At 36.7% G+C, this 25300-nt stretch carries 28 protein-coding genes, 1 rRNA gene and 1 riboswitch; of the genes, 17 read left to right on the forward strand and 12 right to left on the reverse strand.

Features of this window, described 5'->3' with window-relative positions:
• Positions 1-20 precede the first annotated feature (20 nt).
• From rrf to QFZ87_RS13415, 7 genes are all read left to right on the forward strand, one after another.
• Positions 21-137, forward strand: a 5S ribosomal RNA gene (gene rrf / locus QFZ87_RS13385).
• Positions 138-332: 195 nt separating this feature from the next.
• A complete protein-coding gene (locus QFZ87_RS13390) occupies positions 333-1052 on the forward strand; it encodes a DUF421 domain-containing protein (RefSeq protein WP_309862045.1) in 720 nt (239 codons plus the stop codon).
• A gap of 267 nt (positions 1053-1319) precedes the next feature.
• Positions 1320-2699 carry a branched-chain amino acid transport system II carrier protein gene (gene brnQ / locus QFZ87_RS13395; protein ID WP_309862047.1) on the forward strand — a complete coding sequence of 460 codons (1380 nt, stop codon included), beginning with the start codon at positions 1320-1322 and terminating at the stop codon, positions 2697-2699.
• A 95-nt stretch (positions 2700-2794) separates the two neighbouring features.
• Positions 2795-3673: a LysR family transcriptional regulator gene (locus tag QFZ87_RS13400; protein ID WP_396133918.1), complete on the forward strand. Its 879-nt coding sequence runs from the start codon at positions 2795-2797 to the stop codon at positions 3671-3673.
• A gap of 136 nt (positions 3674-3809) precedes the next feature.
• Positions 3810-4178 (forward strand): CidA/LrgA family protein, encoded by a 369-nt coding sequence (locus tag QFZ87_RS13405; RefSeq protein WP_309862051.1) that lies wholly within the window; start codon positions 3810-3812, stop codon positions 4176-4178.
• Positions 4178-4870, forward strand: coding sequence for an LrgB family protein (locus tag QFZ87_RS13410; protein WP_309867860.1), 693 nt, complete (start codon positions 4178-4180; stop codon positions 4868-4870). Before QFZ87_RS13405 ends, QFZ87_RS13410 begins: the two co-directional genes overlap by 1 nt.
• A gap of 173 nt (positions 4871-5043) precedes the next feature.
• Positions 5044-5931, forward strand: coding sequence for an NAD(P)-dependent oxidoreductase (locus tag QFZ87_RS13415; RefSeq protein WP_309862053.1), 888 nt, complete (start codon positions 5044-5046; stop codon positions 5929-5931).
• Between the two features lie 181 nt (positions 5932-6112).
• On the opposite strand, the gene QFZ87_RS13420 is transcribed toward QFZ87_RS13415, so the two are convergent.
• Positions 6113-6952 (reverse strand): HAD family hydrolase, encoded by an 840-nt coding sequence (locus QFZ87_RS13420; protein ID WP_309862055.1) that lies wholly within the window; start codon positions 6950-6952, stop codon positions 6113-6115.
• Between the two features lie 147 nt (positions 6953-7099).
• Here QFZ87_RS13420 and QFZ87_RS13425 point away from each other — a divergent pair, with 147 nt between their 5' ends.
• Together QFZ87_RS13425 and QFZ87_RS13430 are read left to right on the forward strand one after the other, a co-directional pair.
• Complete coding sequence (locus QFZ87_RS13425) at positions 7100-7744, forward strand: glycosyltransferase (protein ID WP_309862057.1); 645 nt, start codon at positions 7100-7102, stop codon at positions 7742-7744.
• Positions 7745-7987: 243 nt separating this feature from the next.
• On the forward strand, positions 7988-8782 hold the full coding sequence (locus QFZ87_RS13430; RefSeq protein WP_309862058.1) for a CPBP family intramembrane glutamic endopeptidase: 795 nt from the start codon (positions 7988-7990) through the stop codon (positions 8780-8782).
• Between the two features lie 76 nt (positions 8783-8858).
• On the opposite strand, the gene QFZ87_RS13435 is transcribed toward QFZ87_RS13430, so the two are convergent.
• On the reverse strand, positions 8859-9308 hold the full coding sequence (locus QFZ87_RS13435) for a S1 domain-containing RNA-binding protein (RefSeq protein ID WP_309862060.1): 450 nt from the start codon (positions 9306-9308) through the stop codon (positions 8859-8861).
• Between the two features lie 216 nt (positions 9309-9524).
• Here QFZ87_RS13435 and QFZ87_RS13440 point away from each other — a divergent pair, with 216 nt between their 5' ends.
• Both QFZ87_RS13440 and QFZ87_RS13445 read left to right on the forward strand, forming a co-directional pair.
• Positions 9525-10349 (forward strand): formate/nitrite transporter family protein, encoded by an 825-nt coding sequence (locus tag QFZ87_RS13440; RefSeq protein ID WP_309862062.1) that lies wholly within the window; start codon positions 9525-9527, stop codon positions 10347-10349.
• 251 nt (positions 10350-10600) lie between these two features.
• Entirely contained in the window at positions 10601-11794 is a 1194-nt protein-coding gene (locus QFZ87_RS13445) for a glucose-1-phosphate adenylyltransferase (RefSeq protein ID WP_309862064.1), read from the forward strand.
• A 79-nt stretch (positions 11795-11873) separates the two neighbouring features.
• Here QFZ87_RS13445 and QFZ87_RS13450 read toward each other — a convergent pair whose 3' ends face one another.
• Together QFZ87_RS13450 and dapA are read right to left on the reverse strand one after the other, a co-directional pair.
• On the reverse strand, positions 11874-12317 hold the full coding sequence (locus tag QFZ87_RS13450) for a S1 domain-containing RNA-binding protein (protein ID WP_309862065.1): 444 nt from the start codon (positions 12315-12317) through the stop codon (positions 11874-11876).
• A 112-nt stretch (positions 12318-12429) separates the two neighbouring features.
• A complete protein-coding gene (gene dapA / locus QFZ87_RS13455) occupies positions 12430-13317 on the reverse strand; it encodes a 4-hydroxy-tetrahydrodipicolinate synthase (protein WP_309867863.1) in 888 nt (295 codons plus the stop codon).
• Positions 13318-13441: 124 nt separating this feature from the next.
• Positions 13442-13621, reverse strand: a riboswitch (Lysine riboswitch).
• A 203-nt stretch (positions 13622-13824) separates the two neighbouring features.
• Here dapA and QFZ87_RS13460 point away from each other — a divergent pair.
• Positions 13825-14274: a GNAT family N-acetyltransferase gene (locus QFZ87_RS13460; RefSeq protein WP_309862067.1), complete on the forward strand. Its 450-nt coding sequence runs from the start codon at positions 13825-13827 to the stop codon at positions 14272-14274.
• A 66-nt stretch (positions 14275-14340) separates the two neighbouring features.
• On the opposite strand, the gene QFZ87_RS13465 is transcribed toward QFZ87_RS13460, so the two are convergent.
• Positions 14341-15324, reverse strand: a complete 984-nt coding sequence (locus QFZ87_RS13465) for a ring-cleaving dioxygenase (protein ID WP_309862069.1) — start codon at positions 15322-15324, stop codon at positions 14341-14343.
• Positions 15325-15533: 209 nt separating this feature from the next.
• Between QFZ87_RS13465 and QFZ87_RS13470 the strand changes: the two genes are divergently transcribed.
• From QFZ87_RS13470 to QFZ87_RS13480, 3 genes are all read left to right on the forward strand, one after another.
• Positions 15534-15668, forward strand: a complete 135-nt coding sequence (locus QFZ87_RS13470) for a hypothetical protein (RefSeq protein WP_308083786.1) — start codon at positions 15534-15536, stop codon at positions 15666-15668.
• Positions 15669-15703: 35 nt separating this feature from the next.
• Entirely contained in the window at positions 15704-15850 is a 147-nt protein-coding gene (locus QFZ87_RS13475; protein WP_309862072.1) for a hypothetical protein, read from the forward strand.
• A gap of 167 nt (positions 15851-16017) precedes the next feature.
• Positions 16018-17019, forward strand: a complete 1002-nt coding sequence (locus QFZ87_RS13480) for an LLM class flavin-dependent oxidoreductase (RefSeq protein WP_309862074.1) — start codon at positions 16018-16020, stop codon at positions 17017-17019.
• Positions 17020-17074: 55 nt separating this feature from the next.
• Here QFZ87_RS13480 and QFZ87_RS13485 read toward each other — a convergent pair whose 3' ends face one another.
• The 3 genes from QFZ87_RS13485 to QFZ87_RS13495 form a co-directional block, all read right to left on the reverse strand.
• The gene (locus QFZ87_RS13485; protein WP_309862076.1) at positions 17075-18421 is read right to left on the reverse strand and encodes a GntP family permease; all 1347 of its coding nucleotides are present in this window, start codon (positions 18419-18421) and stop codon (positions 17075-17077) included.
• Between the two features lie 180 nt (positions 18422-18601).
• Entirely contained in the window at positions 18602-20137 is a 1536-nt protein-coding gene (gene gntK / locus QFZ87_RS13490) for a gluconokinase (protein WP_309862077.1), read from the reverse strand.
• Complete coding sequence (locus QFZ87_RS13495) at positions 20130-20861, reverse strand: GntR family transcriptional regulator (protein ID WP_309862079.1); 732 nt, start codon at positions 20859-20861, stop codon at positions 20130-20132. The genes gntK and QFZ87_RS13495 overlap by 8 nt, the downstream gene beginning before the upstream one ends.
• Positions 20862-20993: 132 nt before the next feature.
• Between QFZ87_RS13495 and QFZ87_RS13500 the strand changes: the two genes are divergently transcribed.
• Both QFZ87_RS13500 and QFZ87_RS13505 read left to right on the forward strand, forming a co-directional pair.
• On the forward strand, positions 20994-21173 hold the full coding sequence (locus QFZ87_RS13500; RefSeq protein WP_309862081.1) for a DUF2187 family protein: 180 nt from the start codon (positions 20994-20996) through the stop codon (positions 21171-21173).
• A gap of 172 nt (positions 21174-21345) precedes the next feature.
• The gene (locus tag QFZ87_RS13505; protein ID WP_309862083.1) at positions 21346-22011 is read left to right on the forward strand and encodes an LbetaH domain-containing protein; all 666 of its coding nucleotides are present in this window, start codon (positions 21346-21348) and stop codon (positions 22009-22011) included.
• A 70-nt stretch (positions 22012-22081) separates the two neighbouring features.
• Here QFZ87_RS13505 and QFZ87_RS13510 read toward each other — a convergent pair whose 3' ends face one another.
• The 4 genes from QFZ87_RS13510 to serC all read right to left on the reverse strand — a co-directional run bounded on the left by QFZ87_RS13510 (position 22082) and on the right by serC (position 25278).
• Positions 22082-22306, reverse strand: a complete 225-nt coding sequence (locus tag QFZ87_RS13510) for a hypothetical protein (RefSeq protein ID WP_309862085.1) — start codon at positions 22304-22306, stop codon at positions 22082-22084.
• A 183-nt stretch (positions 22307-22489) separates the two neighbouring features.
• Positions 22490-23314 carry an RMD1 family protein gene (locus tag QFZ87_RS13515; RefSeq protein WP_309862086.1) on the reverse strand — a complete coding sequence of 275 codons (825 nt, stop codon included), beginning with the start codon at positions 23312-23314 and terminating at the stop codon, positions 22490-22492.
• 35 nt (positions 23315-23349) lie between these two features.
• The gene (locus QFZ87_RS13520) at positions 23350-23994 is read right to left on the reverse strand and encodes a cell wall hydrolase (RefSeq protein ID WP_309862088.1); all 645 of its coding nucleotides are present in this window, start codon (positions 23992-23994) and stop codon (positions 23350-23352) included.
• A 186-nt stretch (positions 23995-24180) separates the two neighbouring features.
• Positions 24181-25278, reverse strand: coding sequence for a 3-phosphoserine/phosphohydroxythreonine transaminase (gene serC, locus QFZ87_RS13525; protein ID WP_309862091.1), 1098 nt, complete (start codon positions 25276-25278; stop codon positions 24181-24183).
• Positions 25279-25300: the final 22 nt, after the last annotated feature.

The raw sequence follows: 25300 nt of genomic DNA on the forward strand, positions 1-25300 counted from the left end.
CGATCTCTCAAACAAAATAGTCTGGTAACTATGGCGAGAAGGTCACACCCGTTCCCATACCGAACACGGAAGTTAAGCTTCTCAGCGCCGATGGTAGTTGGGACGAAAGTCCCTGTGAGAGTAGGACGTTGCCAGGCAATTAAAAAGACAACCTGTAATGGGTTGTCTTTTTTTGTTGTTTTCCCGCCGAAGAACATTTGCCTGTTGGGGCTGAACGAGGCGCTTCCGCCTTTTGTTCTTACCTTAGTTTCTATAAAATTATAGAAATGATTAATATTCATTTCTTATTTGGCTCATATTACAAAGAGAGTTTTTAGATGAAAAAATGAAGGATGAATCAAGTGGAGACTTTAATTATTGCCGTTCTGCGAACGTGTTTTTCATTTTTAATATTATTGACAGTTTCGATATGGATTGGAAAACAAGTAAATTCCCATAACAATCACTATAATTTTGCATTATCTGTAACGTTAGGTTCTTTTATTGCAAATATGGGTTTTGATACGAATTTAAAATTCACCCCAATGTTGGCTTCTTTTATTGCACTTATTTCCATGTACTTAATTAGTTCACTCATATCTATTAAAAACAGACGTTTTCGGTTGTGGCTTTCAGGGGAGCCTACCGTTGTTATTGAAAATGGGAAGCTTTTAGATGGTAATATGAAAAAAATACGGTATACGCTTGATGATTTAAACCAGCAGCTAAGAGAGCAAGGGATTTTTGATCTAATTGAAGTGGAGTTTGCTTTATTAGAAGTTAGTGGTAAGTTATCTGTTTTGAAAAAGACAAAATATCAAAGTGTAACCAAAAATGAAATTGTTCCAACCAATAATAGTGTTGATATCCATCTTCCTATAGAGCTAGTCATGGATGGAAGGGTTGTTGAGAAGAATTTTAACTCACAATACTCAAGCGCTTGGCTCAATCAGGAGTTGCAATCTCGAAACCTGGAACTGATTGATATTCAATACGCTGTTATATCATCTAATAGTTCTCTTTTTATTGATTTATATAATGACAATGTAAAATCTCCATTAGATCGGGAGTAGAATAAGGTTAGTCCCAAAACAATAGAGTGGGATTGATCTTTTTTAATTATTTTTTTAAAATAATTTTTATTTATTAGGTAATTTACAATAGATGAATGAATTAATAGACAGTGGGTTAAAAAAAGTAAACTTTTGTCAGTTTGAAATTATCAAATAAATCATTAAAATAGGTTGAATTTCGAGTGTTTGAATAGTAATATTATTCACGGAATAATATTTGAAATTACTAATCTATTTAATTGGAATTCTAAGGTGGGAGCATTATTTATGCAAAATAAATTAAGTTTTTCAAGGTATTTCATCATCGGTGTGATGTTGTTTGCCTTGTTTTTCGGCGCAGGAAATTTAATTTTTCCAGCATCGCTTGGTCAAAAAGCAGGATCAAACATTTGGCTGGCAGTTGGAGGATTTTTAATAACGGGAATAGGATTGCCATTTCTTGGAATCTTAGCAATGGGTGTTTCGGGAAGTAAGAATTTACAGGAGCTTGCTAGCCGTATTCATCCAGTCTTTGGAGTGGTCTTTACATCTCTTCTATACCTAACCATAGGTCCATTTTTTGCAGCTCCTAGAACGGGAGCTGTAGCGTTTGATATTGGAATTGCACCTTTTGTGAATGAAAGTAATGGACATGCTGGACTGATTATATTTACCCTATTATTTTTTGTAGTTACACTTTGGTTTTCTCTAAACCCTGCGAAAATAGTCGATAATGTGGGGAAAATACTGTCTCCTGGCATTATCATCCTTATTTTTGTGTTACTGTTCATGATAATTGTAAAACCGGTAGGTACGATTGAAGCACCACAAGAATCATATACAAACGGCGCATTTATGAAAGGTTTAATGGAAGGCTATAATACAATGGATGCACTGGCTTCGCTTGTATTTGGCATAATTGTCATCAATGCGATTCGTTCCATGGGTATAACCTCATCCCGTGGTATCCTTTTAGCTTCAGCAAAATCAGGGATTGTCGCAACATTTTTTCTTGGAATCATTTATGTAGGTATTGCCTACCTAGGGGCAACAAGTACGGAAGAATTCGGCCTATTTGATACAGGGGGACCTGTACTTGGAAAGGCAGCATCTTATTATTTTGGTTCGTTCGGTACAGTGATGCTATCCATTATAATCATACTGGCTTGCCTCACAACCAGTATCGGGCTTATGACAGCTTGTGGTGAATACTTTCATACTTTAATGCCTAGAATCAGTTATAAAATGTGGGTTGTGTTCTTTTCCTTGATTTCTTTAATTATAGCAAATTTTGGATTATCAAACATTATTACATTCTCCATTCCTGTGTTAATGTTTCTTTATCCACTAGCAATTGCCTTAATGTTGCTAGCCTTTGTATCTAAGCTATTTAACCATTCGCAAATTGTATATGTTACTGCTATCGCTGTCACATTTTGTATAAGCATAATTGATGGGTTTAAAACCTTATGCAGTTTGTTAGAAATAGACTATTTTGACTGGCTGGCTCCGATTGTTTCGTTTTATGAGCGAGCGCTACCTCTATACAAGGATGGACTTGGTTGGTTGATTCCTGTTTTGGCTACGATTATTATTACATCATTGTTTGTACGGTTGCAGAAAGTTACTGCAGTCCGTGTTAATGATAAAACAGAGAGCGCTTTGTAAGTATTTATACATCTCCCTACAATAGGGGAGATGTTTTGTTTATTTAAAATCATTTTTATAATAAAAATTAGTTACTGAATATCGAGGTGTTTTCATTGGAATTACGGCAGTTAAGATTATTTATTGAGGTAGCTAAGCATAAAAGCATTACAAAAGCAGCGGAGAATATGCATATTTCTCAGCCAGCATTGAGCAAGACTCTAAGGGCACTAGAAGATGAACTGGGCATGACATTGATTATTAGAACCAACAAGACAAGCGACCTTACAGACGCAGGGAAGGTGGTCCTCGAATATGCTCTAAGGATGACCGTGTTAGTAGATGAAATGAAAACTACTTTAATTGATATGACGAACTTATCAAGAGGTCAAATCAACATTGGATTACCGCCTTTTATTGGAAGCTTGTTTTTTCCAAGGGTAATGGCCAAATTTCATCATGCCTTTCCGAATATAGAATTAAATATTACAGAGTATGGTGGTGCAAGAGTCGTAAAAAGTGTGGAAGAAGGTGAATTTGAACTGGGTGTTGCTGTACTACCGATCGATGAACAGGAATTTTCGGTTTATCCCATCGTAGAGGAAGAGATGAGGCTAGTAGTTTACAAAGATCATCATTTATCAGATCGTGTAGAAGTGGAGTTAAAGGAATTAAGGGACGAAGAATTTATTTTTTATCATGAGGAATTTGCTTTAAATCAAATAATGAGAAACCATTTCATTGCTGCTGGTTTTGAACCTAAAATTTTATTCAAGAGTTCTCAATGGGACCTGATGACGGAGATGGTTGCAGCAAACCTTGGGATTACTATCCTTCCACAGTCGATTTGCAACCGGGCTTTTAATTCGGATTTAAAGGTAATTAAACTTCAGGACGATATTATGTGGAAACTTGCTGTCATCACAAAAAAAGACCGCTACATTTCTAATGCGGGAAGAACCTTTATTGATTTCATTCTAAAAGAACCATTATAACTTTTAGTTATGAAAAACATTCTAAATATGTATTTTACGAATGGTAAATATCCCTGTACTATTACTAATAGTTAATTCAAGGAAACAAAAGGGAGATTATTTGCTCCCTTTTTCATATTTAGAAAGGAAGTACACAATGAAACTAGGAGTAATAGTGATACAAGTTTTATTTTTACATGTTTTCTTATTTCTTGGTGTGGCACTAAAGGAATTGATTCCTCTTCCAATTCCCGCTTCTATGTTCGGATTAGCTCTACTTTTTCTTGCACTTTATTTCAAAATTATTAAACTGGAATGGGTGGAGAAAGGGGCAAGTTGGCTGATGGCTGAGTTGCTGTTATTTTTTATTCCATCCGCAGTTGGAATAGTAAATTATGATGAAATTATTAGCCTTCAGGGAGCGGAAATTGTTGTTTTAATTGCCATTAGTACAGCGATAGTTATGGGGTTTACTGCACTTATAGCTGAAAAAATATCAGGTCGTAAAAGGAGTGAGCAGCATTGATGACGATTCTATTTACGATTATAACCTATCTTATCTATCGTTTTGCTAAAAAAACCTATACAAAGATGACTCTCCCGTTTTTCCATCCTTTACTGCTGGCACCAATTTTACTAATAGTCCTAATATCTATTACTCATGTTTCGGCTACCCAATACATGGAGGCCTCTAAGTGGCTCACCCACTTGTTAGGTCCAGCCACAGTTGCCTTTGCAGTTCCCATTTACAAAAATTTATCTATTATTAAAAAGTATATTGGTACAATTATCATTAGTATTACATCAGGAACGCTTGTGGCTATTTTTTCAACTTTAGGACTATCAAAATTAATGCACTTGAATAATGATTTTGTTACTTCAATCCTTCCAAGGTCTATCACGACTCCTATTGCGATTGAGGTGTCAAAAGAAATTGGTGGGTTGCCAACCTTGACAACAGTTTTCGTCATATTAACTGGTGTAATTGGCGGTGTTGTCGGCCCAATGGTTCTTAAATCTCTATCAATCAAAACCCCAATTGCCAAAGGACTTGCTTTAGGAATGGGTGCACATGGAGCGGGGACTAATAAAGCGTTGGAGTACGGGGAACAAGAAGCAACGTTTTCATCTCTAGCGATGATCTTTGCCGCATTCATTACCCTTATCTGGGCTGCGTTGCTCATTCCTTCATTGATGAATATTCCACATTTATTTTAATACCAACTACAATAGACCTTTAGTGGTTCTACGCGACCGAAACAGCTGGAAAAACGAAAGAAAGGTCTCGTATGACTTTTAGTGGTCTTTTTTTGTTATACTTAGCAGTTGCAGTGGGAAATAACCATCTATATCATGGGTTGTACAGATATATTTTAAAGGAGGCACTTAAGATGACAAAAGAAGTGGGCTTTATCGGTCTTGGTAACATGGGACAACCAATGGTTTTGAATCTTTTAAAAGCAGGATATACGGTAAAGGTGTATAACCGTACACCTAGTAAAGCAGTTGCTGTAGTGGAAGCAGGGGCTCAGCAGGTAAATAAATTATGTGATGCAGTTACCACTGGTGGAATAGTGATCACCATGGTGTCGAACGACCAGGCACTCGAAGAGATTGTCTTGGGGCCTGATGGATTTGATGAAAAGTTAGGTGCTGGTGGTATTCATTTATCAATGAGCACCGTATCTCCCGAGACATCAAAGAAGCTAGCAGCATCTCATCAACAGCATGGCAGTTATTTAGTAGCATCCCCTGTTTTTGGTCGACCTGAGGCAGCGACAGCTCAAAAACTAAATATCCTATCATCTGGTCCAATTGAAGCTAAAGAGCGTGTCAAGCCAGTGCAAGAAGCTCTAGGGCAGCGGATTTTTGATATTGGTGAAGAACCGGGTGCTGCCAATGTGATTAAACTGGGTGGTAACTTTATGATTATGGCTGCCATGGAGGCGATGGCAGAGTCCTTTAATTTAGCAGAGAAAAATGGAATTGATCGAGAGTTAGCTGCTGAGGTATATGCGTCAACCTTATTTAACTGTACAGTCTATCAAGGATACGGTCAGATGATTGCTAAGAAAAGGTTTGAACCTGCTGGTTTTCAGCTATCACTTGGTCTAAAAGATTGCAATCTTGTCCTGGATGAAGCAAACGCAACAAAAACCCCGATGCCACTTGCTAACTTAGTACATAATCGTCTCCTTGCTTCTGTAGCAAAGGGCCGAGAGAATCAAGACTGGTCAGCCTTAACTAGAATATCGATGGAAGAGGCCAGACTAGAATAAAGTATGTAAGGAGTAGGAGAACCCAAAATAACACAAGAAATATGCAGCGTTTTGGAAAAAGGCTTAAACAAAATTAAATTATACAAATCGAAAAGCTACTCAGGTTATGATGGAAAATAGGATTTCGTCCATCATAACCTAGTAGCTTTTTTTATATAAATGAATTGTTTAGTAATCTGTATTAATAAAATACCAATTCTTCTTTATCAGTGTGTATTAATTGTAATAGATGACGTACAGCATAAGCAAAACCATCTTCATCATTTGTTTTTGTAATGAGATTGGCCTTTTGTTGAACATGGAGAGGGGCATTCCCCATTGCAACCGATGTGCTGGCCACCTCAAACTGTGCCAAATCGTTGCCGCCATCACCAAATGCAATAATATCTTCAAACGAAAGGTTCATCATCTGTTGGTAACGCAATAAAGCCTTCCCCTTATGTGCTTCATTGGAGGTAATCTCGACATTATTGGGGAAAGATGATGCCATAGATATCGGAAATTTGCCAGCTAATGCAGTTTTTATTTCCTCTACACGTTCTTGTTGCTCAGGATGGACCAAAGCAATTACTTTATAGATTTTTAATTGTTCCTTTTCCAAAATTTCATCATAATTGAATTCTTGAAAAAGAATATTTAGCTCTTCTTTACTTTTGCCATGTAAAGGAGGCAAGGTAGACGGAAAGCCACCGTAATTTGTATAAACGAGAATTCCTACCCCTAATTCTTTTAAAATTGAAAACATTTCTTGATAAATGGAAACAGGAAGAGTTGCTTCATATAGTACCTCTCTTGATGCAGAATATAAAACAGAACCATTGATACAAAAGATAGGAACTTCCATATTTTGTACTGCCGGTAATTTAATCACATCTGCGTATGCACGTCCCGTATTTAAGATAACGCAATGCCCTCGTTCTTGCAATTCGGTTAAAGCTTTCACATTCTCTTCAGTAATTTCTTGCTTGGAATTTAATAATGTACCATCTAAATCTATTGATAAACATTTCATGGTTGTCATAAATCCTTTCCATTCTTCTCTATAAACTACTATATCAGAATTTATACAAAAAGTGGGTTACCAAAATTTATGGTGTCTAAAAGCATAAGTTGAAAAAAGTTATTAATACTAATACCGAATAACACAGACAAAAAGGAGCAAACAACCATGAAAAAGAAGATACTAACTATTACAATTATTTTCTTTCTTGCCATGATCAACACAACTAATGTTGGGGCACAGGTGAGAACACCAGTTAAGAAGATATGTATAACACAATCTGTCATCAATCTAAAATATCCAATGCAAAAACTATGGGTAGAGCATGCTTGGTGGACAAGAGAATTCATTGTGTCAAATCTTGCAGGGCTCAAGGATCAAAATGCTGTACTAGAAAGACTACTGAAAAATCAAGAGGATCTAGGAAATATTATTAAACCTTATTACGGCCAAGAGGCAGGAAACAAGCTTACCATTTTATTGAAGGAACATATTATGATAGCTGGTAAGATAATCGAGGCGGCTAAAAAAAATGACCAAGCAAGTATGGAACAAAATAATAAAGCCTGGTATCGAAACGCAGATGAAATTGTGGTATTCCTAACAAGTGCCAATCCAAATTGGTCTAAAAAAGTATTAACAGAAATGTTTTATACGCATTTAAAGTTAACAACAGATGAAGTAGTGGATCGGTTAAAAGGGGATTGGGCTGGTGATATAAAAACAGCTGACACGAACGAAGAACATCTTATCCATATGGGCGAAATACTAAGTGATGGGATCGTAAAACAGTTCCCAGAAAAGTTTAAGTAAACAAGATAGTAAAATACACACGAGATTTGTAAAAACATTTCTCGTGTGTATTTTTTTGGAAGAAGATATAATAATAAGCAACAAAATTAATAAGGGAGAACTTAGAATAAATTCTTGTAGATAGGTTTAGGAGGAGAGGTTTTGCAACAAAATTTTATTAAAATGAACCAAGGAAAAAACAATTGGAAAAGGTTTTTATTATCATTTGTCATTATAGTTTTTTTTATTTTCTTAGGGGGTATAATGTACCTTTTTGCTTTAAGTGTATTTGCTAAGGCAGATGGGGATCCCAATTCTTATTTTGATAGAATTGAGTTAGTGGCTGTTCATGTTAACCCGCTATATGATTTTGTTTTAACACATATTAATTATGTTTTTTGGGTGTTGGGTTTAGTTATTACCATGAGGCTGATTCATAAAAGAAAATTCAAGACTCTCATCACTCCTAATAGAAAAATAAACTGGAGGAGAATTTTTTGGGGATTCAGCTTGTTTTTTTGCTTAGTTTCTGGAACGACACTGATTGATTTTATTTTAAATCCAGGAGATTATTCATTCAATAATATTAAATGGGAGGACTTTCTTCAGCTATTTTTCTTTGTTTTAATCTTAACACCTATGCAAACTACAGCGGAAGAGGTGTTTTTTAGGGGTTATCTAATGCAGTGGTTTGGCCGAAAGATTACTCATTCTTTAATATTATCAATTATTGTAGGTTCTATTTTTGGTATGCTTCATTTCAGTAACCCGGAAATGAATTATTCAGCTTTTTTTGTCGGTAGTGATTATGTACTTTCTGGAATCGTGTGGTGTTACATAACTGCAAAAACTAATAGCGCAGAAATAACGATTGGTGCTCATGCTGCAAATAATATGTTTCTTGGTTGGTTTCTAACCATGGATGATGCAGTCTTTGGAAAAATTCCATCCTTATTTGTCGTAAGCGATATTAATCCACAAATCTCCTTGTTATGGACTATTGTTACACTTTCCATCTTTACGTCCTTGGCAATTAAAAAGTATGGAAAAAATTATTGATTTTAATTATCTAAGAAAAGAGCTGACTAGAAACAGTCAGCTCTTTTCTTTGGTTATATAGTTACTACAAGTCAGCTTATCCGCGTCTTCCGCCTCGGCCGCCACGCTTTGTTTCTGTGTTGCGTTTAAGTGAAGATAAATTTTCTTCACTAGACTTTAAAAACTTAACCATTTTATCTTCAAATGATTCTTTAGGTTTGAAATTGCTTTTTGGACGAAAGTCTTTAGAACGGTTGTCAGATCTTCCTTGCCTTGCTGGGCGTTGTGAATAAGAAGAGGTTTGACTTTCTGGTCTATCGATTGCTTTTTTGATGGATAAGGCAGTTTTTCCGTCTTTCTCACTAATTACTTTTACTTCAACCATGTCGCCTACTTTAAGATGGTCATTAATATCCTTTACATAGCTTTCAGCAACCTCACTGATATGCACAAGACCTGTTGTGCCGCCAGGCAATTCTACGAATGCTCCAAAATTAGTGATTCCTGTTACTTTTCCTTGTACTTTGCTGCCTACTTCAACTGACATAGAAATATATTTCCCCCTCAATAATGTTAAAACCAATTCATTATAACAAATATTTCACAGGAATAAAATATTTATACTGAATTAGGAAAAATATTGAAAACGTTTATTAATTGTTAAAGAAACGTTCACAGGAATAAGGATTAAAGTGCGATAGAATAAAACTATGTTAAGAACATCACAAACAAAAGAATTTTATTAAAAAAGGAGTAACACCTTATGGCCTATAGTAAACCAGATCAAATTATGGAAATAACCATAGAGAATGGTACGAAGAAAACTAAAAACTCTCCATTGCAGACGTTAATTTTAGGTTTTGAAGCAGGTGCATTTATTGCGATAGGTTATTTACTTTGCATACGTGTGACAGCAAGCTTATCAATCAATTTGGAAGGATTAAGCAGCTTGATTGGAGCATCTGTATTTCCTATTGGATTGATTCTTACTTTACTTGCAGGAGGAGAGTTATTAACAGGTAATATGATGGCTGTGCCGCTTGCAAGGATGGCGAGAAAGGTTTCTACTAGTAAGGTCATTATTAATTGGTTTCTTGTGACAATTAGTAACTTTCTAGGAGCTGTTTTTGTCGCCTATTTCTTTGGTCATATAGTAGGTCTTACTGAAACTGGTCCTTTTTTAGAAAAAACGGTTAGTATTGCAGAGCATAAACTTGAAGCATCATTTCTCCAAGCTTTTGTTTCAGGTATTGGTTGTAACTGGTTGGTTGCTTCCGCGGTCTGGCTTTCGTATGGAGCCAACGACATGACAGGGAAAATAGCTGGAATTTGGTTTCCAACGATGGCCTTTGTGGCAATTGGTTTTCAACACGTAGTGGCCAATATGTTTGTCATTCCTGCTGCGATTTTTGCAGGTCATTTTTCTTGGATGCAGTATATTAACAATTTTGTTCCGGTTTTCTTAGGAAATGCAGTAGGAGGATCCGTGTTTATTGCAATGGCTTATTGGCACGCATATAGCAAAAAAGATGTACCATATCAAGAGCCAAAGATTGTTCAATCTATAATGAAAACGGGTATTAGATAGATTTTAGTATTCGAAATTAAAACTACTGTATAAAAAATACTCTATAAAAGGTTCCTATCTCTAGGATCCTTTTTTTTATTTCTTTCAACATTCAGACAAAAACAGCCATAATACGAACCATTTTCTAAGGCGGGTGTCGATAAAAAAATGAGAACTTTTCACAGAGATGTCACATGTAAACCGCAGAAATGGAAAAATCAGGTGATAATAGGAGTGTAAACAAATACAAAACAAATAGAAGGAGGAGAACAATGAATAAACCAAATTGGATAGCCATGCTGTTAGCGGGAGGTAGGGGGACAAGACTTAATCTACTTACAAAAACGATCGTAAAGCCAGCTGTGCCGTTTGGTGGTAAATATCGTATTATTGATTTTGCCTTAAGTAATTGCAAAAACTCAGGGATAGAAACTGTAGGGATTTTAACTCAATATAAGCCCCTAGTATTACATTCGCATATTGGTCAATGTAATCAATGGAAACTTGCAGACAGATATGGTGGATTAATAATCCTCCCACCATATCAACGGGACGGTTTAGGTGTGGAGTGGTATGAGGGTACGGCACATGCAGTATATCAGAACTTTCAATTCATAGAGCAACACAATCCTGACTATATTCTCATTCTTTCAGCTGACCAAGTTTATAAGATGGATTATAGAGAGATGCTGCAGCATCACATTGAAGCAAATGCTGATTGTACTATTGCGGTGATGGAAGTTCCATGGGAAAATGCACACCAATTCGGTGTAATAGAAAATGATAAGCGATCTAATAAAATTTTAGCATTTAAAGAAAAACCTCAAAAGCCCACAACCAATTTAATATCGATGGGAATATACATTTTTAATTGGCCAGTTCTAAAAGATACTTTAATTAAGGAAGAGCAAAAGGAATTTACGCACAGAGATTTTGGAAAGGATATTATTCCCTCCATGCTGGAAGAGGGATTTCATTTGTCATCTTTCTTATTTCAAGGATACTGGAGAGATGTGGGAACGATTAGAAGCTTTTGGGAGGCAAATTTAGATCTTTTATATAAAGAGACAAATATTTTTCAACAAGTTCCAGAATGGAAAATTTATAGTGTTGAAAATAATGAGCCACCTTCATTTATAGACGGGAATGCTAAAGTACACCATAGTTTAATAGGTGATGGCTGCGAAATAAGTGGTTCAGTTGAAAAGGCAGTTATATTTAATGGTGTGAAAATTGGAAAGGGGGCACATATAAAAAACTCGGTAATCTTACCTCATACCGTAGTTGAAGAAAATGTTTGGCTGGAGAATTCTGTAGTAGGAAGTCAATCTTTTATTAAGAAAGGGGTGATTATTGGATCAAAAATACCTGAGGAGTATTTAATGGTAGTAGGTAATCAAGTTACTGTTGACCCGGCAATTGAAGAGGTTCAATTTAAAAATAGTGTTAAATCAGTTTTATCGTAGGGAATATGTAAAGAAGAGGTTGACCCTTTCTATAGGAGCAACCTCTTTTTCTATATGAACAATTCTTTAAACGTTGATGTTATCCGCGTCTTCCGCCTCGACCACCGCGTTTTGTTTCTGTGTTGCGCTTAAGAGAAGATAAATTTTCCTCGCTAGACTTTAAGAACTTAGCCACTTTATCTTCAAATGTTTCTTTAGGTTTAAAATTCCCTTTTGGACGGAAGTCTTTAGAACGGTTATCAGATCTTCCCTGTCGTGGCGGGCGTTGTGAATAAGATGATGTTTCAGGTTTTTCTATCGCTTTTTTAATGGATAGGGCAGTTTTACCATCCTTTTCACTAATTACTTTAACTTCAACCATGTCGCCTACTTTTAGATGGTCATTAATATCTTTTACATAGCTTTCTGCAACCTCGCTAATATGCACTAGACCTGTTGTACCTCCAGGTAATTCGACGAATGCTCCAAAATTAGTGATTCCAGTTACTTTTCCTTGAACTTTGCTGCCTACTTCAACTGACATGAAATCTTTTTCCCCCTCAATAGTGTTAAAACTACTTAATTATAACAAATTCTCAAGGAAAATAGAATCAATCGAAGAGGTTTTTCTAAATTTTTTTGACATTTCTTCTCTACTAACTGTGTACCTTTAGTAAATTGATTGGGAGGCTATTCTGTAATGTCTGTTGTTCTCCATCAGTTAATGGGACAAGTGGTAAACGGACACCACCCACTGAAACTCCCATCATTTTTAAGGCTGCTTTTACCGGTGATGGACTTGGTGCTGCAAACAATGCTCTCATTACTGGAAGGAGGTTACGATGTGCCGTTGCTGCCTCCTTAAGATTACCATTTTTAAAATTATTGATCATCTCTTGCATTTCATTTCCAATGATATGAGAAGCAACAGAGACAACTCCCGTTCCACCAATCGCAAGTACAGGTAATGTTAATCCGTCATCTCCACTATAAAGTGTAAAGTCACTAGGAGTTTGGCTAATAATGTCGGACATGGCATCAAGGTTCCCACTAGCTTCTTTGACAGCAACAATATTAGTAATCTTGGATAAACGGACGATTGTTTCGACAGTCATATTAACCACACTTCGTCCTGGGATATTATATAGCATGACTGGGAGTGATGTAGATTCGGCGATTGCTTTAAAGTGTTGATATAATCCTTCTTGAGATGGTTTATTGTAGTAGGGAGCAACCAGCATAATTCCGTCTACTCCAGCATCCTCAGCTTGCTTTGTTAAGCTAATAGAAGCTCTTGTATTATTGGATCCAGTTCCTGCTATGACAGGAACTCTGCTATCAACAACATCTACTACAAATTTAAATAGGTCCACTTTTTCTTCAGTTGTTAATGTGGGAGATTCACCTGTTGTTCCAGCAATTACCAACCCGTCGGAACCATTCGCAATTAAATAATTAATAAGTTCTTTTGTTGCAAAATAATTAATTTCCCCCTGTTGATCAAACGGCGTAACCATAGCGGTTAAAACTTGGCCAAAATTCATCATTCTCACCCTTTAAATAGTTTTTTTGAATTAGAGCGGGGAAGGCACCTTAATAGTCAACGCAAAAAAGCAGCAGCGAGGGTTCGCTGCTGCAATAGAAACATGAATTTACAATTGTTCCCATGCGTGAGATAGCCCTCCATATAGTTTCCTATATGACAGTTCTGTATTTATTCAATAGCAGAACCAGCTTCAAGATTTATGAGTTTCTTTCCGCTTCGGCAAATTCCCCTTTTCACAATTGTCATTGGATCTCATTCTCCTCGAATTGTGTACTCATGGTTTTTGCGCCTCTATCCTCACTTCAAATGGTATTGAAGTAAGAAATATTTAATTGACTGTTACTATAACAGAAATTCTATTATTATACAAGAAATTTGGAAGAAAAAAGATAAGAAGCCAAGGCGGGAAGTGTTATGATTCCATATTTATCTATAAATGTTATATTGTAGTTAAAATCATTAAAATAAAGAGGTGGTTTTGATAGTGCAACTAATTTCTCACAAAATGAATGAACAATTTGCTAAAGAAGTATTAGGTTGGAAATATGACCAGCCATATGATTTTTATGATAATGAATTAACAAATGAGTCCCTGCAAGAATTATTGAATGGCAGTTATTATGCCGTAGTTAACGCTGAAAATAAATTAATAGGTTTTTTTTGCGTGGGAGAGTCTGCCCAGGTTCCAGCAGGCCACCAGTTTGGAGTCTACGTTGATGGTTATATTGATTTTGGACTTGGAATGCATCCCGGAGAAACAGGAAAAGGAAATGGCAATGAATACTGTACATTTATCCTTGACTTAATCAAAGAAAAATATAAAAACTTTCCTATCCGTTTAACTGTGGCCAACTTTAATAAAAGGGCCATTCATCTTTATGAAAAAATGGGATTTGTTAAGAGTAAAGAATTTAATTCAAATAATTATTCCTTTTCAATAATGGATAAAGCATGAGTCTTTGAATATAAAAAAGAAGCTTGAGGATGATCTGAATCTCAAGCTTCCTTTGGTGATAAGGTATTAATTATATTCTTTCTCTAATTCTTTTGTGCTTCTAACTGTATCAATTGGACGAACCATTTTTTCAATTTGACCACGTTTTGTTTCTAAGAATGGAGGCAAAGATAGTTTTTCACCGAGTGTTTCATAGGGCTCATCCCCCATAAATCCAGGACCATCTGTAGCGAACTCAAATAAGATTTGAGGGGCTACTCTTACATATAATGAACCAAAAAAGTAGCGGTCAACAAAACCAGAGGTACCAAAACCGAAGCCTTCAATCCGAGTCATCCATTCTTCTAAAACCGTACGATCCTCCACACGAAATGCTGCATGATGGACAGTACCAAAGCCTTGTTGGGATGGGGGCAGTACTGCATTGTATTCCACAACCACTTGGGCACCGTTACCGCCTTCTCCTACTTCAAATAAATGAAAAGCTTCCTCTTGTGCAATTTCTTTAAACAAAAGAACTTTTTCCATCATTTCTTTAAAGTAATCGAAATTGGCTACACGAACAAAGATGGGTCCCAATCCAGTGATGGCGTATTCTAAAGGGATCGGACCCTTTTGCCAAGGTGTGCCGCTGGCAACTCCTTTATTTTTTTCATCGGAAATTAATTGGTATTGTTGGTCATCGAAATCTACAAAGGATAAAGTTTTCTTACCAAAAAACTCCTTTATTCCTGAGTGCTTCACATTTAAACGGTCAAATCGTTTCGCCCAATACACTATCGCTTTATCATTAGGTACTCGGAAGGAGGTTTTTGATATCTCATTCGTCCCGTGCACTCCTTTTGGAATACCTGGGAAATCAAAGAATGTCATATCAGTACCTGGGCTGCCCTTATCATCGGCAAAAAATAAATGGTAGGTCTGAATATCATCTTGATTGACTGTTTTCTTTACTAAACGCATTCCTAAAACATAGGTGAAAAAGTCGTAATTCTTTTCTGCACTACTTGTAATAGCTGTAACATGGTGAATGCCTTTTAATCCATTCATCAAAAAACCTCCAACGATTTCAATTTTGTGTTCCTATATAATTCCAACTTTAATCTCTTTGTATACTGAATAGGCTCTAATGGTATCTCGGATTAAAATATCTCTAATTCGAGATAAATATAACATGCTCCTATAATGCTGTCAATATCAAGTAAGAATGAACATCTTAATTCCGTTTATAATAAATAACAAAAAGGAGGGAGTTAAAAATGGACGGAAAGTATAATACAAACGATGATGCAACAGTCGAATTAAAAAAAGCACTAAATAAAAGTACACCAAGAAAAAACCCAAATATGAGTGAAGCGGAAATGAAAATGAAGTTTCAAGGAAAAAAGAGTTAGGGGAAAAGAACGGAAAATAATTTGAGGTGATAGAAATGTCTGGAAAACATCCAATAGAATATACGGGGAAAGTCTTGGATCAAAGAAAGGACCTTACTGGGTCTGATGAAGGTAAAGGCGCGTACCCCGAACGGCCACAACATGTAACGATACAGCAGCAAAGTAGGAACAAAGGTAAATAGTTTTAATAGGAAAAAATATTTCGTAACTTAGCTTTTAATAATTCAATGAGAAATGTAAGAGGGGGGTGACCTCCTCTTTTTCATGGATAGTAAGCATTTAAGTTTGTTTCCTGTGTTCCTATTGATAGTATAGTAATATATTTTCAAAATGAAAGGACAAATTTAATATGGCATCAATTCAAATACCCGTTTCTGTTCTAAATTTAGCTCCAATTCGAGAGGGTCAAACATCGAAAGAAGCGATTGATTCAATGGTGGATTTGGCACAAGCAGTAGAAAGAATGGGATATAAAAGATACTGGATTGCAGAGCATCATAATACTCCCACCCTTGTTAGTTCAGCTACGTCCATTCTAATCAAGCATACTTTAGAACATACCAATACCATACGTGTGGGGTCTGGTGGGATTATGCTTCCTAACCATGCGCCTTTAGTGGTTGCTGAACAATTCGGTACCATGGAGACAATATACCCAGGACGAGTGGACTTGGGGCTTGGGCGTGCTCCTGGTACAGATATGATGACGGCTAATGCATTAAGACGCTCTAAAAATGACTCTGTATACACCTTCCCAGAAGATGTAAAGGCGCTGCTAACGTTCTTTGGTCCAGAGGATCAACAAAGCTATGTGAAAGCCTATCCTGGTGTGGGGACCAATATTCCACTCTATATTCTTGGTTCTTCCACAGATTCAGCTTATTTAGCAGCAAGTTTAGGGCTTCCCTATGTTTTTGCTTCCCACTTTGCACCTAGATACATGGAAGAAGCAATTAAAATATATCGCAGCCGTTTCCAGCCTTCAGCGTATTTGGATAAACCATATATGATGGTTTGTTTAAATGTGATTGCCGCAGAGAGTGATGATGAAGCCGAATGGTTATCTACAACCATGCAGCAATTCTTCCTAAATGTAGTTCGTGGTTCTAGGAATCCATTACGACCTCCAGTGGATAACATGGATCAGATTTGGAATCCAATGGAAAAAGAAATGGCTACCTCTATGTCCAGTGTTACACTATTAGGAAGCAAAGAGACCATTCATCATCAGTTGACTTCATTCCAAAATTACTATGAAGTAGATGAAATCATGGCTGTATCGTATATCTATGACCCTGAAAAACAAAAACGATCATATGAAATCTTGAAAGAAGTAGTAGACGGAAAATAAAGAGGGGGACAGTCCCTCACCACTTTAAAGCGGTGGGGGACTGTCCCCAAAATTGTTATACGATTAAGCTTAGTAATAGAATAAATCCTAGTCCAGCTACGGAAATAATCGTCTCAAGTAATGTCCAAGTCGCAAATGTTTCTTTCATACTTAAACCAAAATACTCTTTAAACATCCAGAAACCAGCGTCATTAACGTGTGAGGCAATCAAGCTACCAGCACCAGTTGCAAGTACAACTAAAGCAAGGTTAACATCTGTTTGGCCCAACATTGGTATAACTAATCCAGCAGTGGTTAAGGCTGCAACTGTCGCAGAACCTAATGAGATACGTAAAATTGCTGCAATGATCCATGCAAGTAGAATCGGTGAAATGGAAGTTCCTTTAAATAATTCGGCTACATAGTCACCTACATGACCATTAATTAATACTTGTTTAAAGGCACCGCCGCCCCCAATGATTAAGAGCATCATGCCAATATGTGAAATCGCTTCTGTACAAGAATCCATTACCGTTTTGATCGGTATTTTTCTCGCTAATCCCATTGTGTAAATAGCTACTAATAAAGAGATCACCATTGCTGGGGAAGCACCGCCAACAAAACGGATAATGGCTAGTAAACTATTATCTGCAAATCCCATAGTTTTTTGAAGCAAAGTTAAAATTGTAGCGATTGACATTAGGATTACAGGAAGCATTGCCGTAAATACACTGATTCCAAATCCAGGTGTGTCTTCAAGTTTAAATGTTTTGATTTCACCTAAAGAGGCAATATTACCAGTCTTTGAAAATGATGCAGGAACCAATTTTTTAGCTAGCTTTGTAAATAAAGGACCAGCGATAATGACAGTTGGAACAGCAATAATAAAACCGTAAAGTAATACTTGGCCAAGATCGGCACCAAATTCACCCGCAATGGTGGTTGGTCCTGGATGCGGCGGTAAAAATCCGTGTGTGACAGATAAAGCTGCTCCCATTGGAATACCAAGATATAAAATAGAAACCTTTAATTGTTTTGAAATGGCAAATACGATTGGAATCAATAAAACTAATCCTACTTCAAAGAATAAAGCAATACCGATAATGAATGAAGCAGCCACTACAGCCCATTGAATATTCTTTTCGCCAAATTTATTAACGAGAGTCATCGCAATCCTCTGTGCGCCTCCTGAATCGGCAATTAATTTACCCAGCATGGCTCCAAGTCCGAAGATTAATGCTATATGTCCGAGTGTTCCACCTAAGCCTGCTTCAATTGTTGCGATGATTTCATCTAATTTCATTCCAAGTGCGATGGCCACACCGAATGAGACAACGATAAGTGAAACGAAGGTGTTTAATTTTAAACCCATAATTAAAATTAGTAAAGCTATGATACCAATTGCTACAATAACCAATGGCATTGTCATTTCCCCCTATGATGTTTTATATTTATAAATTCCGCTTTAGCGGTGGTAGCACCAAAAATGAAAATTTCTTAAAGTTATCCTCATCAGAATATTCCCTAGTAAGCGCTGTCAAATATGTGAAATATGTTAACCGTCAGCGGGGGATGAAAGATAAATCCCCGCCTTAGGCCAGTATTACTTTATTAAGCTTCTTTGATAGTTGGCAATCCGTGTATAGTCCTCTTCTAGTACTCTAGACAAGTTAATAAAGATGGGGACTAGTTGTCGATATTCTTTTGCAGCTTCTTCTTTAGGTGCATGTTTGTGGGTACTGCCAATCATTTCAGAAACTACTTCAAATGAATCAATTTTTCCTGTTGCATAAAGCCCTAAAATACAAGCACCCAAACAGGAACTTTCATAACTTTCTGGAACCACAACTTCCAAATCAAAGATATCAGACATCATTTGTCTCCAAACATCTGATCTGGCAAAGCCACCAGTTGCTTGGATTCGTGTAACTGGACCTTCCATACATTCAATTAGAGCTAAAAATACAGTATATAAATTGAAAATGACGCCTTCGAGGGCTGCGCGAATCATATGTTCTTTCTTATGCGACAAGGTGAGCCCGAAAAATGAGCCGCGTACATTAGGATTCCATAATGGTGCTCGTTCACCTGCAAGGAATGGATGGAAGAGTAAACCATCAGCTCCTGGTCTTACGCGTTCAGCAATTTTAGTTAATACATCATATGGATCAATCCCAAGTCTTTTCGCTGTTTCAACTTCAGATGCAGCAAATTCATCTCTAATCCAGCGAAGTACCATCCCGCCATTATTAACAGGGCCGCCAATGACCCAATGCTTGTCTGTTAACGCGTAGCAAAAAATACGTCCTTTTTCATCCGTCTGCGGTTGATCAATAATAGTTCGAATGGCACCGCTTGTCCCAATTGTCACAGCAATCTCGCCTTTTCCAATCGCATTAACCCCAAGATTAGAAAGTACGCCATCACTTGCACCAATTACAAAAGGAGTTTGTGGGTCAATTCCCATTTGTTTTGCAAAATCAGGATTACAATTTGTAAAAATCTCCGTTGTTGGTACGAGCTTTGATAACTGATCCCGTGTAATACCGGTAATCATTAAAGCTTCCTCGTCCCAATCTAGTTTTTTGAGATTCATCATACCCATTGCAGAAGCGAGAGAATAGTCGACTACATATTTGTCAAAGAACTTTTTAAAAATATATTCTTTAATTCCAATATACTTTTTAGCCTTGGTAGCGATTTCAGGTCGGTCATTCACTATCCATGTGATTTTACTTAATGGTGACATAGGATGAATAGGTGTTCCGGTTCGTTTGTAAACTTCATGCCCGTTCAATTCATCTTTAATTTTATGTGCCCAGGCTTCACTTCGATTATCTGCCCAGGTAATGCATGGTGTAAGTGGTTCATCATTTTCATCAATGGCAATGAGACTATGCATCGCACTACTAAAAGAAACAAACGATAATTTTTTGTGAGATTGATGTTTCATAATTTTAGTAATGGCAGTTATCACAGCATTAAAAATCTCTTCAGGGTCTTGTTCAGCAGTCGAAATATCAGGTGTGTAAAGAGGGTAACCAATATTTTCTTGTTGAATCACTTCGCCTTGTTCGCTAAATAATACTGCTTTAGTACTTGTCGTACCAATATCAATACCTAACATATAGTTAGTCATTTTCTCTCACTACTCCTTTAGATAGCATTTGTTGCGACATCCAAAGGTCTTCTACTTTACCTTGAACATCATCAAAGTTTTGGTGTAAAGATTGAATCATGAGGTTTCTATTCTTAGTTTTGATGGCTTCAATATAGAGCTGGTGATTTTCAACAATTCGTGTGAAGTCTTCATATTTTTCTTTTAAACGCACGCGCATGGATAAAAGAATGAAGGCTTCCATAACAGGTTTTGCATTATTCCAGATCATCATGATATAAGAATGATTAATTGCCCGAATAATCGTTTCATGGAATAAGACATCCTGATAGGAAAACTCGTCAGCATCTTTATATTTTATGGCAATCTTCATCATTTCAAGGATTTTACTTAATTCCTGAACTAACTCAGTTGTCTCTTGTTTGACTAGACGTTCGAATACAAACGTTTCTATCAATAGTCGAACATCATATATTTCTTCTATTTCCTTCTCTGTTAAACCTATAACAATTGCACCCATTCTTTCTAATCGAATCATATTCTCGGAAGCCAGTACTTTTAATGCTTCACGAATGGGTGATCGGCTCACATTATAGTCTGCGGCTAACTTATTTTCTGATAAGATGGTACCGCTTTCAATCAATCCAGAAATAATGCGCATTCTAAGTTCAGAAGTTATGCGATCACCTGTGGAAGCTTTTGAAAGCCATTTTTGGGGATAGAGTGATTCCTGTCCATGCAACATTTTGTCACCTTCTATTAAATCAAGTATACTTGTATACAAGTATTATAAAACAGTTTTTAAAAAATGCAAGCGTTTTATTTTTAAGAGTTTACCCTTACAAGCTTTTGGATATTATAAATTTGAGGTGATGGAATGGCTACTGCTAAAATTGGCGATGTAATTTCCTTTAAACGAGATGGGAAAGATTTTGAAGGAGAGGTTTCCGCAATAAGGGAAAATTCCGTAATGGTTAATTACGGTTTTTCAAAAGATAAAGGTGAACCCCTTATTACTGTTGTAAATCATAAAAATTATAAAATTAAAAAGTCATAAATGAATTTGTATTAGGCATCATCAGATAATAGATGATGCTTTTTTTGTTGTCTCAGAAGTTAAAGTGTTCCTGATCTTCTACGGAATTACTTTCATATAGAACTTAATCATAAAAACCTATCAATTGTAGTATGAATAATTTAAAAACCGTCATCTGAAGGGGGTAAACCTAATGTGGTATCAGCCAACAATTCCGATTGGTCCATATAATATGTATAGTTACTTGGTCAGTTTCAATCCTTCAACTACAGTAAATCCCATTCCAATTTTTCCTAAAATAAATAAAACCGCATTTTTAAGTCCATTTACCTATATTGTGGGAGATGTATCCATTCACGAACATACGTATATTGGTCCATTTGTCAGTATCCGTGCGGATGAAGGTACTCCTTTTTATATAGGAAAAAATAGTAATTTACAGGATGGCGTGATTCTTCATGGGTTGAAAAAACAATACGTGAAGGTTAATAATAACCAATATTCGATTTACATTGGCAAAAGTGTATCGTGCGCCCATGGATCATTGATTCATGGCCCATGTCAGATTGATGACCATGTTTTTATTGGGTTTAAGGCGATAGTTTATAACGCACAAGTGGGAGAGCGATGCTTTATCTCGACTGGAGCAGTTATCACAGGTGGAGTAAAGCTAAAGGAAGGCAGCTTTGTTCCTCCTGGTGCTCATATCAATACACAGGAAAAAGCAGATGCCTTATCATCAGTACCAAATACGGAAGAGGAGTTTGCGAGAGAGGTGCAAAGGGTGAATCAGGAATTTCCCGTGGCTTATTCACATTTATTTGGAAACACACGATGTTCATGTGGGTTAACCTGTTGAATCAACTTTCTTTTTAATGGGGCGAGCTACTTGATGATAAATAATTGATATCAAATAGCCCATTTAATCATTAATAATAAAATGGATAGGAAGCCCCAGGCGGTCTCCACGATGGGTTTCCAAAATAACCATAACTTGTCCCTGGTTGTTGAATAGGTGGCACTAAGTGATTGTGAGAAGTAAAGGGATTATGAGAAGGATTATGGGTAGAATGTTGAAGAGTAGAATGGTTGTATTTCGCCAAACACGCACCAGGTTGTCCAGGATGTGAGCCAGTTGTAATCGTATAAGACAAACGTAACACCTCTTTCTAAAAGTTTTCCTTATATAATATGTGCGATAGCTTTTTACGTTACCTAGAACTTTCAAAAATGTACTTTACCAAATCATCTACAAAAAATAAGGCCGTAGGAATTGTTGTTGTTTAAGAGAGAACTTCTCTCCCCACGGTCTTATTTGGCAAGTATACAGTGTCAACCTAGATATTTTCTAATATGGTGAGGAAAATCTCAACCACTATAAGAATAACAATAATCCATTCAACGAATAGTCCTCGGATTGAATGACTAATGGTAGAAAAACCATCCATGATGTTATATAAAATATCCGTTTTGCTTTTCAAAATTTTAAACCGGTCGTTTAATTCGAAAAATTCCGTCATTCGATCATAAAATTCGTTTGCGGTGCTGTTAGTCCATGTCATATCTGGTTTATCTAAAATCATGATATAGGCAAGCGTATTATATTCATGACGTACAATCTTTGCCGTGGTCCTTGCTAATTCCTTGTTACCGATTCGGAGTCGACCTTTTTCCAGCCGGTCAATCATCGTCTCAAGTTTATCGTGAATCTTTCCCAGCTGTTCCTCTGTTTTCTCTAGAGCTACTGATTTGGCAAGTACGGTGGATATCAACTCAGGATAAAAACTCTCGTATATAGGAACAACCACATATTCGTCAGTCAATTCGACAGGTTGGGATTCTTTAATGTGGAGGCGATAATCATCCGTATATTTCTCTATATTTTTTAAATCAATGTCAGGTTCGAAAGAATAAAGGAAGTTTAAAACTTTTGTAATTTCTTCTGTTTGAGAATTATTAATGAATACAATACTTCCAAAGGAAAAAACAAGTACCATTTGAGTTTCATTTATCTTTTTATCTAGGATGGATTCTAGGATTTGTCCTCTAAGAAATAAAGGTTGTTCCCATGTGAATTTTTTAGGAATCCCACAATGAATCGCAATCTGGTTTAAATCAATCTCGTTTGTAATTGCAAATGCTTTAAAGGTAATAGCTTCCATGGATATCACTCTTTTCAGCGAAGTTTCATCTTCATTTATTTTTTAAATACATGGTGACCAATCTCCAGTGTGGTCGCTCTAGAATCAAGCCAGCGGCTAGTAGCTATAGCGGGATTATAGAAGAATAGGGATCCGGCAGCCACATTTCTCTTCTCTTTTAATGCTTCATTTACAGCCTTAATTGAATCCACATCAGCTGGTTTATTGATTTCTCCATTTCGAACAGGCTGAAATTGTCCTTTTTGATAAATGACTTCTTTTATCGTGTTAGGAAAGGCGGAGCTGTCCACTCTGTTTAGAACCACACAGGCTACGGCAACTTTTCCTTGATAAGGCTCACTTTCTGCTTCTGCTCTTACTAATCTAGCTAACAAGTCTATTTCGTACTGAGAGTAACCCACTATGATTTGGGGTTGTGCTGGTTCCTTTTCTGGAGGATCCGCTACCTTTTCAGGCGAGTCAGTTGCATCCACTGATTTACTAGTATAAACAGTTTGTCCAACATATATTAAATCAATATTTTTAATTTGTGGGTTAAGCCGAGAGAGTTCTTGTAAGCTAATATGGTGGTCCTTGGCAATTTGTGTCATGGTATCTCCACTTTTTACAGTATGAGCTAAAGCAGGAGAAGCAAATAAGAGTGAAGCTACTACAGTTAGTGCTGAGATTAGTTTTTTCATCGTTCTTTTCCCTCCTAGTTGATTTCACATGATTCTCTTATTAGTTTCTATTTCTATGAAAAAGAACAATAGAATAGTATTACAGTTTCGTAACAAGAGAAAAACCTAGGGAAATAGAATACGAAAATAGAAGAACGGTAACATAAAAACACACCCTCTCTAATAGTTTGAGAGGGTGTGTTTTTACTAGCTATTTTTTGTTTGGAAATCGATCATAAACTCACTAAATGCCTGACATGCTTCAAGCGGAACGGCATTATATGAAGATACACGGCACCCACCGATGGAGCGGTGACCGTTAACTCCTACAAAGCCTTCTTGTTTTGCCTGTTCTAAAAATTTCTTTTCTAAATCTTCTGTTTTCAAGTTAAAGGTTATGTTCATGAGAGAACGGCAGTCCTTTTCAGCATGACCAGAATAAAAATCATTACTAGAGTCAATGGCATCGTAAATAAATTTTGCTTTTTGTTCATTTCGTTCAGAAATTGCCGTCAATCCTCCTAACTCATGAACCCAATTAAGCACCTCTCCAAGCATGTAGATGCCAAAGGTTGGCGGTGTATTATATAGTGAATTGTTCTTAGCATGCGTGCTGTATTTTAGCATTGTTGGAATGGAAGTATTGGCTTGTTCTAAAAGGTCTTTCCGGATAATGACTACCGTTACTCCTGATGGGCCGAGATTTTTCTGTGCTCCTGCGTAGATAAGGGAGAACTTGTTTACATCAATAGGCTTTGAAAGAATATCACTCGACATGTCTGCGATTAGTGGCACATCTCCACTGTCAGGAAAGTCCTTCCATTGAGTTCCGTAAATGGTGTTGTTGGAAGTAAGGTGTAAATAGGCATCATCAACATCGTACTTTAAGTGATCTACCTTTGGTATACCTCGGTAATTTCCTTCCTTAGAGGATGCAGCATGATAAACATCTCCAAATAATTTAGCCTCAGAAAATGCTTTTTCAGACCAAGATCCTGTCATTACATATCCTGCCTTTTTCCCCGACTTTAAAAAATTCATGGGAATCATCGAAAATTGAAGGCTTGCTCCACCTTGGAGGAAAAGAATTTCATAGGAATCAGGGATTGATAACAATTCTTTCAAGCTGTTAATTGCCCTATTATGTACCTCTTCATAGGTACGGCTTCGATGGCTAAGCTCCATGACAGACATTCCTGTACCTCGAAAATCAATCAGTTCTGCTTGCGCTTTTTCTAAGACAGATAACGGTAAAGCGGAAGGACCTGCATTAAAATTGTAGGCACGTGGTACTTGTAATTTCATTTACCTCACTCCATTTTTCGTT

Origin of the sequence: Bacillus sp. SLBN-46 (assembly GCF_031453555.1) — a bacterium.
In the GTDB taxonomy this organism is placed as follows: domain Bacteria; phylum Bacillota; class Bacilli; order Bacillales; family Cytobacillaceae; genus Neobacillus.